The sequence below is a fragment of the Clostridium sp. MCC353 genome (genome assembly GCF_018785315.1).
In the GTDB taxonomy this organism is placed as follows: Bacteria; Bacillota; Clostridia; order Lachnospirales; family Lachnospiraceae; genus CHH4-2.
The window spans coordinates 91,491-104,765 of record NZ_WQPN01000109.1 but is presented as its reverse complement, the minus strand read 5'-3'; the positions used below and the strand labels follow the sequence as shown (position 1 = coordinate 104,765).

Sequence of the window (13,275 nt, the reverse complement as noted above, 5' to 3'; positions counted from 1 at the left end):
CATGGGAAGGAATGAAACGGCTGAAAAACCATTGAATATTATCTGGTTCTGTACGGACCAGCAGAGATGGGACACGATTCACAGTCTGGGAAACCCATACATAAAGACGCCGAACATCGATAAACTGGTGGAAGAAGGGGTGGCATTCACCAGGGCCTATACGCAGGCGCCGATCTGCACGCCCAGCCGCTCCTGTTTTCTGACCGGGCGGTATCCCAGGACTACAAAGGCATTTTTCAATGGAAATGACACCTATTCCAAGGACGAGAAATTGGTGACAAAACTGCTGGCCGACAGGGGCTATACCTGCGGCCTGTCGGGAAAGCTGCACCTGACATCCGCCCAGGGCAGGATGGAAAACAGGACAGACGACGGCTACACCTATATGCAGTGGAGCGAGCACCCCAACAATGACTGGCCAAACGGGGAAAATGACTACCAGAACTGGCTGAAAGAAAAGGGCCAGAAATGGGAGGAAATCTACGGCGGAAAATACACCAGCATGGCCACCTGGCCGCCCACTCCCAACCCGAATTTTACGGGCAAGACCGTGGGTGTCCCGGCTGAATACCATCAGACCACCTGGTGTGTGGAAAAGGCCATCGAATTCATTGAACAGAACAGAGGGAAGGGAAAACCGTGGCTGATCAGCCTGAATCCTTACGATCCCCATCCGCCTTTAGACCCGCCTCAGGAGTACAAGGACCGGCTGAGAATCGAGGATATGCCCCTGCCTCTCTGGAAGGAAGGGGAACTGGACAACAAGCCGCCCCACCAGCAGAAGGATTTCTATCAGGGCGGCCAGGACGGGCAGGCGGAGCCATTTCCTGAGTTGAGCGACGAGGACAAACGGGAACGTTTCCGGGATTATTATGCGGAAATCGAGCTGGTGGACGACCAGTTCGGACGGCTGATGGACTATCTGGAATCCACCGGGGAAAAGGACAATACCCTTGTGATCTTCATGAGCGACCACGGGGAGATGAACGGGGATCACGGTTTATACTGGAAAGGGGCTTATTTTTACGAGGCGCTGACCCATATCCCGTTAATCATGTCCTGCCCGTCCAGATTCCCCAAGGGATTGAAATGCAATGCTCTTGTGGAACTGGTTGACCTGGCCCCGACTTTGATGGAACTGGCCGGATATGAAGTTCCGTTCTACATGCAGGGAAAGAGCCTGGCGCCCATTCTCACCGGAAAGGCGTCGCCGGATTACCATAAGGATGCGGTGTATTCGGAATTCTATTACTGCCTGAAGGGGACACACGAGGACATCTTCGCGACCATGAGGTTTGACGGAAGATATAAGATTGTGAATTATCATAATAAGGAATTCGGGGAGCTGTATGATCTGGAGAAAGACCCGCATGAGTTTGAAAATCTCTGGGATGCGCCGGAGTATGCGGGGCTGAAGGCGGAGCTGATTAAGAAGAATTTTGATGATGCGGTTATGAAGAATATGGATTATTCGATGAATCGGATTAATGATTATTAAACTGCCGCTTTTTAGAATGAAGTTTTTGCAGAAAGAGAAAAAGTGTGCCAAATATGTTAAAACCAGCGACAAACAATAGACCTGTTGCTGGTTTTAATTATTTACGAAAAAATTATTGATAATCCTATTATGTATCCAGCAGCAAAAAAGCAGAGATCGATTGCTACAAACCTTTACAAAAAAGAGAATCCCGACAGATATTCTGATTGAAATTCACAAGCCCCCGCAGTTGTAAATAATACAAATTATCGATATCTTCAGCTTCTTGATGCAATAAGCAGCATGGATGAAGCGCCTGTGGACGCAGCAAGGCCAGAGGAAGTCATAAAAAATACGGCAAAAGAATTTTGCTTAAATACGGAGATGCTGTTTTATATAGCACGAAAACACTATAGCCAGAAAACTTTGCTTAGAACAATTGATATTATGCTGGAGGGATATGATATTCGTGAGGTTTAATGCCTTGACGTTTGATCTGTATAGTGATATATTTATAACATAAAGTGACAATTATATCACTATAGGAGGTATATATGAAAAAGAAAAACTTAAAGTATTGCGGCGCATTTGGTTTCTTTGGCTTTCTGGGTTTTCTGTACTTTATTAACCGGGATGTAAGCTGCTTGTTCTTTTTCAGTTTCTTCTCATTTTTCAGTTATTTTGTCCTCGGAAAACTGCTGGAAGATACGCCCGATGAAAGATATATTGATAATTCCAACAAAGCCAAGTTGAAAACGGCCATGATTCCTATGACCGCTCTGTTTATAATTGGCTGGGGATCATCGATGTCTTTCTTTACAAAGGAGTTTGTTGTTGCGGTTTCCGCATTGGGATGGTCCCTGACCCTTATTGTTTATGCCGTATTATTTGCATATTATGAAAAGCATTAGGAGGGATTGAAAATGCCGTCTTTTCAATGTAATCTGAAAAAATACCGCCAGCTTGCCGGGCTTTCCCAGGAGAAACTGGCGGAAACCGTCCATGTGCGGAGGGAGACGATCATACGTTTAGAGGCCGGAAGGTATAATCCGTCCCTGAAACTGGCCATTGATATCTCTAAAGCGGTTAGAGCGTCGATAGAGGAACTTTTTATATTTGAGGATTAGCTCATGTTAGAAAGTTCAATCTCTCCACTCCACAACATCAACCATATCTTTCCTGGGCCTGGGGGAAGGCGCTTCATCGGCATATCCTATAGCCAGGGCGGCAAACAATTCCCCTCCTGTGCCCAGCCAGTCACATAATTCTTTATAAGCAAAATAAGTGTCGCAGATCCACAAGCTTCCCAACCCTGCCTCAGCTGCTGTTAAAGTCATATTTTCAATGGCAGCCCCCACTGACTGGGCATTGCATATTTCATAAATCCGGTCTTCGGCGGACAGGGTGAGGTTCATGTCCAGTCCCAGCGGATTTGTAATGAAAATGATCACAGGAGCCTGATTCATAATTGCTAACGTGTGCTCCGCGCCCATCAGATGCTTGGAACTGCCGGGCAGCAGCGGCTCTCTTTCTTCTCTTTCCAGCCCTATTTCCATGACAGAAATCATCTCATCCTTGGAATCGCCTGTTACCACTGTAAATTTCCAGGGCTGTCTGTTTTTGGACGACGGGGCTAAAATTCCTGCTTTTAAAATCTCCTCGATGATGGCTTGAGGAACTTTATCAGTTTTATATTTACGGATGCTTCGTCTGTCTTCGATTGCTTTGATCATGTGAAATCCTCCTCTGTAATGATTTATTAAATTTAAAAAATTCGTTCTGGTATATTCTGCTGTCAACCCCTAAATTAAAGCTTCAAAATACTCCTTAGCCAGCTCAATAAAATAACTCTCCGCCTTGGTAAAAATCATACCTTTTCTGAACGCAATGCTCTGGCTCCAGTACTCCTTAGGTTCCAGCGAAAAGCAGGCGGCGCTCCGCTTATCCTTAATAGATGTTTCCATCAAAATGGACGGCCCCACGCCCTGTTGCACCATCTCATAAGCCGTGGAGCTGAGGCTGGTTTCCAGCATAATTTTAGGCAGGAAACCGGCCTTAATGAAATGGGATTCAGCGATGGAACGCAGTTTAGTATCCTTGGACATGAGGATAAAGGCGTCATTTTTCAGTGATTTTAAGTCCAGTGACGCATAGGGCTGGTTCGCAGGAGCTGCCAGATGGGCCAAAGGATGGTTGAGGGGCAGGGCGATGACAACTTCGCAGGGCGCAAAGGAAATATGCTCCAACTGGGAGTGTATGGAGCACTGCCCGACGACGGCGAAGTCGATTTTTCCTTCCAACACGTACTCTTCCAGTTTATTTACATTCCCTTCCACCAGATTCACCGTGAAATGTGGATATTTTTCATGAAATACAGGAAATATCCGGTTAAACATGGCTGCGCCGATCACCCGGGTGATGCCCAGATTTAAACAGCCTGTCTCACAGTTGGACAACTCGTCCAGAACCTTATAAGTCTGCTTTTTAATCTCAAGAATCTCCCTGGCAGACCGGATATAAACAGCTCCAGCCTCTGTGGGAATCAGTTTTTTTCTGATCCTTTTAAACAGCAAAAACCCCAGTTCCCGTTCCAGGCTTGTCAGATAATGGTTCAGAGCCGGCCTGGATATAAAGAGCAGATCGGCAGCCTTTGAAATGTTCTGTGTCTCCGCGATTGTGGTGATATAGGTTAGCTGTTTTAAGTTCATTAACCCTCCTTAGTGTAATGTTTTTTGCACTATTTTTGATTATTTATAAAACTTTACAAACACTATTGCTTTCATTATAATTTGTTTTAACAGAAATGCAAGCGGATAAACCGAAAATGTCGCTTAAAAAGGAGTGGTGGAAATAAATATGATAGATTTAATGATTAAAAACGGCCGCATTTACGATCCAGGGCAGAAGACGGATTTTATCGGCGATATCGCCGTTCACAGGGGGAAGATCATCGCCATGGGCCCCGATTTGAACATGGAGCCGGAAAAAGAAGTGAACGCCAAAGGATTTTATGTGGTTCCGGGGTTGATCGACGTCCACACCCATATCAACTGGCTCGGCAACTATATCGGAATGCCGGCGGATCTGGCCTGTATCCCCATGGGCGTGACGGCCACAATCGATGCGGGCAGTTCCGGCGTCTCCAATTACCGCTCACTGCTCCGCTACACGGACACCTGTGAAATGAAAACGAAAATCATGCTTCATGCCAGCGCGGGAGGCCAGATCATGACCAAACAGTACAGCGAAAATGTGGACCCCGGCGTATGGAACCTGGATTTATTTGAACGGGCATTTGAAGAGTTCGGGGACCGGATTGTGGGCATTAAGCTGAGGATCAGCAAAAACGTGGTGCATGAGCTGGGAATGCGCCCCTTAGAAGAGGTGGTCCGTCTGGCTGAACATCTGCACACCCGGATATTTATCCACCCCACAGACCCGCCTGTCCCCATGGGAACCGTTGCTTCTTATCTCAGAAAAGGCGATGTAATGTGCCATATGTACCATAAGGAGGGATTTACAATCTTTAACGGCGATGAGGTGGAGGAAGAAGTTAAAAATGCCAGAAAACGGGGGGTTATCTTCGATGTTTCCCAGGGAAAAGGGAATTTTTCCATCCGGCTTGCCGAAAAGGCGGTCAAAATGGGATTTTTACCCGATACAGTCAGCACGGATCTGAACATCGAAAACTGGAACAGCCCGTTGGATTTCAGCCTGTTAATGACCATGTCCAAATTAATGGCTCTGGGCATGGAATTTGACGACGTGCTGAAAGGCGTGACTGTAAATGCAGCAGAATTATACGGAACTTCAGGAGATATGGGCGCTTTAAAAGTTGGAACCTGCGCGGATATAACGGTTCTCAGCCTGGAAAACCAGAAGATAGAGTTCACGGACAAATATAACGATAAAGTGATGGGGGAACGGATCTTAAAGCCTATAGCCACCGTGATTGATGGAAAGTTATTGTATTGTTCCAGTGATACGCTGGCTGTGCGGTGATGGATGATATGGATCACAAATGTAAAAGGAGAGAGTAAAATGAGAAAAACAGTATTATCGGTACTTGTAATGGGGTTAGCGGTCAGCATGGCGGCATGCGGGGGATCTGCTTCCGGCGCAAAAACGGAAGGTGCGAAAGCAGAAACGGTTAAGTCAAAGACATTGGAAACTACCGCCCCGTCATCTGATTCAGCAGGTCAGGGAAAAACAGCGGATCAAGGCAATCCAGCAGGGCAGGACAGAACAGTGCAGTCGAAATCCACAGCCGGAGGGGCAGAGGCCGCAGCAGATTCAGGCAGTAAATCTTCTTCTGACACCCCGGTATCCGACTGGAAACCCAGGACTGTAATTTCCCTGGTTCTCCCGGCATCCGCAGGCGGCACGGTAGACCTGTCGGCAAGAATCTGGGCCCAGTATGCAAAAGAAGTCTGCGGCTGGGACGTTGTGGTGGTAAACAGCGCCGGGGCCACAGGTTCTGTAGCCGCAAACCAGGTCTTGCAGTCCGATCCGGACGGCTGCACCGTATTATATGGCCATAATCTGGTCAATGTGGCAAATGTGGCAGGCGTAACGGACTATAATTATGAAGCTTTTAAACTTGGCCCCAATTTTTCCGAAGAACCGGCTCAGCAGCTTTACACGAATACCAACACCTACCCGGATTTAGAATCATTTATAGCCGATGCAAAAGCTAACCCGGGAAAATTACAGGCATGTACTGAAGTAGGCGCTTATACGTATTATGAACTGCTGGCATTTGAACAGGCGGCGGGAATTGACCTGGATTTTGTGGATGTGGGATCTACAACAGAGAAAATGGCGGCGTTGTTGAGTGAGCAGATCGTGTTAAGTCCGTCTTCTTATGGAGTAGCCAAAGATTACCTGGAATCCGGCCTTTTCACCTGCTTAGGCTTTCCGGGACCGGAGCCCAGCGAAGTGCTTCCGGATATAAAGACATTTAAAGAACAGGGGATTGATGTGGAATTTGCACCCCAGGATTTCTCCTTCTATTTCCCCAAGGAGACACCGGATGAAGTGATTGCGGCGTATGAAGCGGCGACCCAGAAGATTCTGGAAAATGAAGACTGTCTCAAGGCACTGAACAACCTGGGACAGGTGCCTAAGTATATGCCGGCCAAAGAGGCGGCGGAGAATGAGGCGAAACTTTATAAACAGTTTAAGGAATTGGGGGATTCTTTGAATTAAGGGGATAAGAATCGTTTTTAACTTTATATAAAGTGTGAAGGGAATAACATTAATAGTAATAACTCTCTCCGATAGGAACGATACGAGGAACCGTACCACAAGTGACGGGGAAAAGGATGATTGGCAGTTTTTTTAGAAGCTTCCTTGATTTGAGGGGCGGAATATCTTATAATTAATAAAAGAGTAATCAGGAGGTGGACAGCTATGATGTATCCTTATATGACCCTGTCGGATGAAACTGAGATTGTGCATTCTCAGGTGATTGAAGAAGATGGAAAGCAGAAAGTAATTGTGCATTTTGAAAGGCCTACAGAAGATGGATTTGATTCAGCCAGATGTGAATTGCCGGATTATAAATGGATATTGAGAGAGGGATATTCAGACGAGGAAATAGCAATGTTTGAACAGCTTTTAAGAAGTAATGCACATTTGCTGTATAAATATGCTATAAACGGAGGAATACAGATTGCCTAATTTATTTACAGTAAGCGGCTATAAGGTTTATTTCTGGTCGAATGAAAATGGCGAACCAATCCATGTACACATAGCAAAAGGCAAGCCAAGCCCTAATGGGACAAAACTATGGTTGACTAAATCGGGAGGCTGTATTGTTGCTAATAATGGAAGTCATATTCCTCAGAAAGAGCTGAATGAGTTAATGGAGTTTGTTTCTGCTCAGTTCTTTTTAATTTGTGCTGAATGGAAAAAATTCTTTGTTGCGGATGAGATAAAGTTTTATTGCTGATAAAGGTTATTAGGAAACATCCTATGAACTGGTTCAACAGACACTACAGAGGTTTGGTGAGAAGAGGGCCAATGTGGGGACCAGGAGAACATAGCAAGGAAATCCCAGGCTGACGGCTATCGTTGACCTGGGATTTTTTGTGGAAAGGAGATGAGAAGGGTTAATTTTATAATTACCAGTCTTTAACCGCCCCATCAAACGCCCTCTTCGCCGCATTGCTCCCCCGCTCATTGGCCGGATACAGAATTTCGGCATCTTCCGCCAGTTCAATTCCGATTCCCGGCGCGTCGGGGATCATCATGCAGCCGTCTTTATAGGTAAACGGCTGTTTTACCATCTTGTCTTCCTTGCCATTTAAGCAGAAATCAGGCAGTTCCTGGATGCCCAGGTTCGGAATGCTGGCGCAGAGCTGGAGACATGCTGCGGTTGAAACAGGTCCCAGCGGATTGTGGGGAATCACCAGGACATCATGGGCCTCTGCGACCGCGCAGATTTTCTTGCTGACGGAGATTCCGCCCACTGCGCATACATCGGGGCGGATATACTGGGCCCCACGGCGGCAGAGCAGCATTTCAAATTCTTTTAAGTTTATGTAGCGTTCTCCTGTGGCGATGGGAACGGAGATTTTAGACGCCACTTCCGCCATGGAATCGATATTATCCGGCCCGATAGGATCTTCTAAAACCATGGGGCGGTACTGCTCCACTGCACGGCCAAAGGTTACTGCTTCCGGTACGGTCATTCCCCTGTGAGCTTCTAATATGAAGTCGAAGTCATTTCCAACCGCTTCCCGGCAGACCCGCACTTTTTCCAGTTCGTCACTTATGCGGCTGCTGAAAAACTCGTCCCGTCCCTCATTTTTAGATTGAATTGGTCCGTTGACAAATATTTTAGCGGCAGTGAAGCCTTGGTTTTTCAGGTTTACATATCCCTGAGCCAGTTCTTCGAGAGATTCGGTTTTAGACATAACGGATGCATAAACCCGCACTTTGTCCCTGGTTTTTCCGCCCAGGAGTTCATAAACCGGAACTCCTAATTTTTTGCCTTTGATATCCCATAATGCGATATCGATTGCGGAAATGGCGCTCATGATAACGGAGCCCCGGAAATAAACGGAGCGCAGGAAATTTTGGTTGATATCCTCGATTTTAAACGGGTCTTTTCCTATTAAATAGCTGCTGAACTTTTCAATGGCGGCCGCTGTGGCGTTTAAATAGCCCCAGTTTCCGGCTTCCCCAAGTCCGACAATTCCCTCATCTGTGTACACATGTACAAACAGATAGTGTTTTGCATAAATTAGTTTGATATCTGTGATTTTCATTGTTACCTCCAAATATAAGATGTTAATCGGGCAAAATCTTTCCTGTTCTTTTACTCAATATGGCTGTGAATAAATCTTTCGTGCAGCTTTAACGCCTCTTCCCACTCTCCATTTCGATTAATCGTAAACCCATGCATGGAATTTCTGAACCGGCGGGCGGTGACATTTACTCCCGATGCGGCCAGTTTGGCGGCAAAGGCCTCTCCCTCTTCTCTCAGGGAATCTTCCCCGGCAGTTATGACCAGGCAGTCGGGAAATGTGCCCAAAACTTCTTCAGAAGCCAGAATCGGCGATGCCAGCGGGGAAACGGCTTCTTCCGGCTTCATATAAAAGTCCAGGTATAATTTTTCCATTCCGGCCCGGGCCATTTTCCTCTCATCGCCGTAGTCGTCCGGCGTCAGTTTGCAGAATGGGCTGATCATTTGATTGGCAGGTATATAATCGAGAATCATAGCGGCCGGTTGAAATGCACGGCTTTCCGCATTTTTGATGCAGGCGGCAGCGATCAGATTGCTGCCTGCGCTGTGGCCTGCTAAGACGATCCTGCCGGCATCCACGTTTAACCGTTCTGCCTGGGAAAAAGCATATGCAATAATATCATAACACTCATTCACTGCCGCTGGAAATGGATTTTCAGGGGCTAACACGTAATCCACGTCCCATACCAGAGCGCCTGTGCGGTCCGCCATGTGGCTGCAGTAGACTTGGTCCCGGTCGGCCCGGCCTTTGATGAAGCCGCCGCCGTGAAAATTGAGGATCATCGGCAGTTTTTCTTCCGGATGTATTTCCGGTTTGAATTCGAATATATGGACTTCATTTTCAGAAACCGGTATGTATTTTTCTGCCTGCTTTATGGGCAGCGCGTCCAATTTTTCTTGTGGGACAGCCCGGAATGCGCCTCGTTGTCTGGCGGCCTGGGCCATTTCAATTAATTCTTCCCTTGTCATAACTCCCTCCATTTTCATTTTGCTAAAATGCTGGGAAAACGGTCATAACATAAAAGACATAAACTACAGTCAATATAATTGTGACCAGCCATCCGCCCTTGATCAGATCCTTCAAATCATAGCCGCCTTCCGCCATAGCCATGGGGATTGCAGGCGTTGCCATAGGAGTAAGAAATGCTGTGAGGCATCCCACGCTCACGAGAATCATAGGCCCAACCGGGTTCGCGCCCAGGGCTTTGCATGCCAGAATGCAGATCGGCGTAAATACCTGGATCACAGCTCTGTTCAGCATAAACTGAGTGACAATAAATGGAACGATAAAGAACAATGCGCCGATCACATAACCATTTTTGGTTCCGCCCACAATGATACTCAGCCACTGGCCGATCACATCGCCTGCTCCGGTTTCGCTGAGCGCGCTTCCCAGCCCCAGCGCTCCTACAAATAATAATATCATATCCAATGGCATGGAGCCTATGGCTTCTTTCGATGATAACACGCCGCAGAGTACCATCAGAATTCCGCCTATACAGGCTACCGTCCAACTGGCAACTCCCAGATCAGCGGAGAAGAACAATGCAATGATTGTGGCAAAGAAGATGAAGATTCCGGCTTTATCAGAGAAACTTGACAGCTCGGTTTTCTTGCCGCCATTCATTTTTTTGCCTGAACGGTTAATCGGAAGGGTTGGCGTTTTGGGCATGAACTTAGGGGCCATAAAGATTGCCCAGGCCGGAATCAGAATCAGCATAGGCCATTTTGCGAAGAAAAAGTCAGTGGGGTTGATCACGTACTGGCTCATTTCATAAGTGGCCAGAAAGGCGTTGTTCTGGCTGGCCTGTGTGATGGCCGCGTCCGTCGGAAATGTCATGCAGCATCCGATTGCCACAACCGCAAGGGGGAACATTACCTGGGACGGGCTCACATCGCTCTCATCGCAAAGCGCGGATACCAGCGGAGCTACAATTGCGAACACCACCATCGGGCTGGATATAAAGTTGGTTAAAATAACAGTTATGATAATGTATCCAAAATAAGCTTTTAAAAATGACCCCCTGGTGATTTTCATTATGAAATCACATAAATTATGTACAAATGAAGTATTGCGGAGCCCGGCCGCCACCATAAACATGCCAGCCATTAAGATGGTATTGGCATTGGAAAAGCCGCTGAGCGCGGTAGCAGGCTGCAGACAGCCGGTTAAAACCAGCAGAACCATAGATGTCATTGCTGTAACCCACATAGGAACCTTATTTACAATATAAGCGATCAGTGTTAACGCAAAAATGACAATACATACAGTAAGTTGTAAATTCATCGAATCCTCCTCGTATATGTTCGCATTATTTGGCCGGCCATGCGAATTAGTAAGGTAAGAATACAGGATTTTTATAGGTCTGTCGTTGGTAATTTTAACAATTTCTGCCCGTAATCCCAGAGAAAATTATTAAAATAGTATATATTTTTAAAAAATCTGCCGCCTCAATTCCAAATATAATGAATGCCCGCTCATAAAAAGAATATCGGCATACCTAAAAAGATCAGAACATACAAAGAAAAGTTATGAAATGCCATTAAAATAATACCTGAATATTTTACACGTGGAGAATCTTTGGATATGTTATACTGAATAAAACATTGTATTTTCGTTATGCAGGGAGGATTTTTATGAAGGCTGATTATGAACTTAGCTGGCCCGGAGAGGAACTTGAATTGACAGTCTATGCCCATGAGCTGGCCCGGTACAGTTTTCACTGGCATGAGGCGGAATATGAGATTGATATTATTTTAAGGGGAAAGGCGGAATTCTGCTGCGAGGGGAATATTTATACATTGGAGGCGGATGATGTTATTGTGATCAATTGCGGGGACGGGCACGGTTCCTTTACGTTGGAACCCAACACCATTTCCGTTGTCCTGCGTTTTTCGGCTGCGGTACTGCAGAAACATGTGACGCCGGGAAGCCGCTATCAATTTCATTGTATTTCCAATGAAGAAACCAGATATCAGCCCGGTTTTTGCAGGATCAGGTATTTCATTGCCCAGATACTAGAAGCTTCTATGCATAAACATGCATATTCCAGGCTGACGGCTAAGGCGTCCATGGAATTGATCCTGTCTACGCTTTACTGTTTCTTTTCCCCGTCGGAAGTGCCCATCATTCAGCCGAAAGACAAATTCCGGCAGAAGAGCATACGAAATATCATAAAATATATAGACAGGCATTATTCCCAGAAGATTACCCTGGAAGACCTGGCCCGTATTTCAAAATACAACAAAACGTATGTTTCCACATTTTTTAAACTGAATGTAGGAATGAATTTTTATGAATATTTGACCCGGGTCCGTTTCATGAAGGCGCTGGGTGATCTGGATGATACCAATAAAAACCTGACCGAAATCGCGATTGATAACGGGTTCCCGGATTTGAAGTCGTTTAACTACCGCTTCCGGGATGTATTTCACATGTTCCCTTCTGAATACCGCCTGCTGGCTGCCGATGTGCCGCTGAGGGTGGGAGTGATGCAGAGGCGGTATTGCGATACGGAAAACCAGATCCTTCAGACGAAACTGGCAAAATATTTATGGCTGGACGACCGGCCGTCAACTTAGTTGATCCGCTTTGGCCTGTAGATAATCTCATTAACCGTATAAACCGTTATAAATGCATTTTTATCCGTTTTTAATACATAGGTCATCAGCGTTGCATATTCATGTTTATCAACGATAGTAATGATCTCTTTTCTCGGTTTCCCATCGTATGCGCCGATCGCTTCATAGATGGTTGCGCCGCTATGGAGGCTGTGCAGGATGAAATTCCTGATCTCTTCCTCGTGTTCCGAGATAATGCAGACACGTTTCTTGATGTTGAAACCGAAGATAAAATGATCCAGCACAATACCATTTAGATAAGTTCCCAGCACACTGAGCACAACTGTTTTTTTATCATAAACCAGGGCCGAAGACAGGGCCACACACATACCGGACAGGGACATGGCTTTACCCAAATCCATCCGCAGGAATTTGTTCAGGAACTTTGCCACAATATCCAGGCCGCCGGAAGAAGCATTCCGGTTAAACAACAGCGCCAGCCCAATGCTGACCACAAAAATATAGCAGAGCACATCCAAAAATGCGTCATTTGTAATGGACTGGTTGTCCGGAAAAATCATTTCAAAAGCCGCCAATACCACCGGGAGCAGAAATGAAGTATAGACAGTTTTTGCGCCGAACTCCCTGCCAATAAATAGAAAACCTAAAATCAGCAGAAACGCGTTCAGCACAAAGGTGATTGCTGATATTTTCAAAGGAATGAAGTTGCCCAAAACGATGGCCAGACCGGAAATACTCCCGACCGATACGTGGCTTGGGATTAAGAAGAAAAATACCGCTGCGGCCACGATAATTGTTGCAAATGTAATGATAATAAACTCTTTAACGGTTTCCCATTTCTTCATGATGCGCCTCCGCGTGATTATTTTAAAGTTAATAGGATTCAGCCTTCTGGGAAGGCCCGTCTGGTATTGTACCATAGGATGGGGGGAACTGCAATTTGGGATTTGGTTGAGGAAGTTAC

Annotated in this window: 14 protein-coding genes; 8 read left to right on the top strand and 6 right to left on the bottom strand. The window is 46.1% G+C overall.

Going from position 1 to position 13,275, the window contains the following annotated elements:
* The first annotated feature begins 1 nt into the window (after position 1).
* The 3 genes from GPL15_RS18755 (at position 2) to GPL15_RS18745 (ending at position 2,604) form a co-directional block, all read left to right on the top strand.
* The gene (locus GPL15_RS18755; protein ID WP_215700229.1) at positions 2-1,498 is read left to right on the top strand and encodes a sulfatase-like hydrolase/transferase; all 1,497 of its coding nucleotides are present in this window, start codon (positions 2-4) and stop codon (positions 1,496-1,498) included.
* A gap of 533 nt (positions 1,499-2,031) precedes the next feature.
* Entirely contained in the window at positions 2,032-2,388 is a 357-nt protein-coding gene (locus GPL15_RS18750; RefSeq protein WP_215700228.1) for a DUF3796 domain-containing protein, read from the top strand.
* 12 nt (positions 2,389-2,400) lie between these two features.
* Positions 2,401-2,604 (top strand): helix-turn-helix transcriptional regulator, encoded by a 204-nt coding sequence (locus GPL15_RS18745; RefSeq protein WP_215700227.1) that lies wholly within the window; start codon positions 2,401-2,403, stop codon positions 2,602-2,604.
* Positions 2,605-2,619: 15 nt separating this feature from the next.
* Here the strand turns inward: GPL15_RS18745 and GPL15_RS18740 are convergent, their stop codons facing one another.
* Complete coding sequence (locus tag GPL15_RS18740; protein WP_215700226.1) at positions 2,620-3,210, bottom strand: nitroreductase family protein; 591 nt, start codon at positions 3,208-3,210, stop codon at positions 2,620-2,622.
* A gap of 69 nt (positions 3,211-3,279) precedes the next feature.
* Complete coding sequence (locus GPL15_RS18735) at positions 3,280-4,185, bottom strand: LysR family transcriptional regulator (protein ID WP_215700225.1); 906 nt, start codon at positions 4,183-4,185, stop codon at positions 3,280-3,282.
* Between the two features lie 148 nt (positions 4,186-4,333).
* On the opposite strand from GPL15_RS18735, the gene GPL15_RS18730 reads away from it, so the two are divergent.
* From GPL15_RS18730 to GPL15_RS18715, 4 genes are all read left to right on the top strand, one after another.
* On the top strand, positions 4,334-5,479 hold the full coding sequence (locus GPL15_RS18730; protein ID WP_215700224.1) for an amidohydrolase family protein: 1,146 nt from the start codon (positions 4,334-4,336) through the stop codon (positions 5,477-5,479).
* Between the two features lie 39 nt (positions 5,480-5,518).
* Positions 5,519-6,685 carry a tripartite tricarboxylate transporter substrate binding protein gene (locus GPL15_RS18725; RefSeq protein WP_215700223.1) on the top strand — a complete coding sequence of 389 codons (1,167 nt, stop codon included), beginning with the start codon at positions 5,519-5,521 and terminating at the stop codon, positions 6,683-6,685.
* 204 nt (positions 6,686-6,889) lie between these two features.
* Positions 6,890-7,159: a hypothetical protein gene (locus GPL15_RS18720; RefSeq protein WP_215700222.1), complete on the top strand. Its 270-nt coding sequence runs from the start codon at positions 6,890-6,892 to the stop codon at positions 7,157-7,159.
* Positions 7,152-7,430: a DUF4160 domain-containing protein gene (locus tag GPL15_RS18715; RefSeq protein ID WP_215700221.1), complete on the top strand. Its 279-nt coding sequence runs from the start codon at positions 7,152-7,154 to the stop codon at positions 7,428-7,430. Before GPL15_RS18720 ends, GPL15_RS18715 begins: the two co-directional genes overlap by 8 nt.
* Positions 7,431-7,602: 172 nt before the next feature.
* On the opposite strand, the gene GPL15_RS18710 is transcribed toward GPL15_RS18715, so the two are convergent.
* From GPL15_RS18710 to GPL15_RS18700, 3 genes are read right to left on the bottom strand one after another with little or no spacing between them, the layout of a single operon-like run.
* Complete coding sequence (locus tag GPL15_RS18710) at positions 7,603-8,751, bottom strand: mandelate racemase/muconate lactonizing enzyme family protein (RefSeq protein ID WP_215700220.1); 1,149 nt, start codon at positions 8,749-8,751, stop codon at positions 7,603-7,605.
* 50 nt (positions 8,752-8,801) lie between these two features.
* Positions 8,802-9,698: an alpha/beta hydrolase gene (locus tag GPL15_RS18705; RefSeq protein ID WP_215700219.1), complete on the bottom strand. Its 897-nt coding sequence runs from the start codon at positions 9,696-9,698 to the stop codon at positions 8,802-8,804.
* A 22-nt stretch (positions 9,699-9,720) separates the two neighbouring features.
* Positions 9,721-11,016 (bottom strand): SLC13 family permease, encoded by a 1,296-nt coding sequence (locus GPL15_RS18700; protein WP_215700218.1) that lies wholly within the window; start codon positions 11,014-11,016, stop codon positions 9,721-9,723.
* Between the two features lie 350 nt (positions 11,017-11,366).
* On the opposite strand from GPL15_RS18700, the gene GPL15_RS18695 reads away from it, so the two are divergent.
* Positions 11,367-12,311 carry an AraC family transcriptional regulator gene (locus GPL15_RS18695; protein ID WP_215700217.1) on the top strand — a complete coding sequence of 315 codons (945 nt, stop codon included), beginning with the start codon at positions 11,367-11,369 and terminating at the stop codon, positions 12,309-12,311.
* Here the strand turns inward: GPL15_RS18695 and GPL15_RS18690 are convergent.
* The gene (locus GPL15_RS18690) at positions 12,308-13,156 is read right to left on the bottom strand and encodes a YitT family protein (protein WP_215700216.1); all 849 of its coding nucleotides are present in this window, start codon (positions 13,154-13,156) and stop codon (positions 12,308-12,310) included. The genes GPL15_RS18695 and GPL15_RS18690 overlap by 4 nt on opposite strands.
* Positions 13,157-13,275 lie beyond the last annotated feature (119 nt).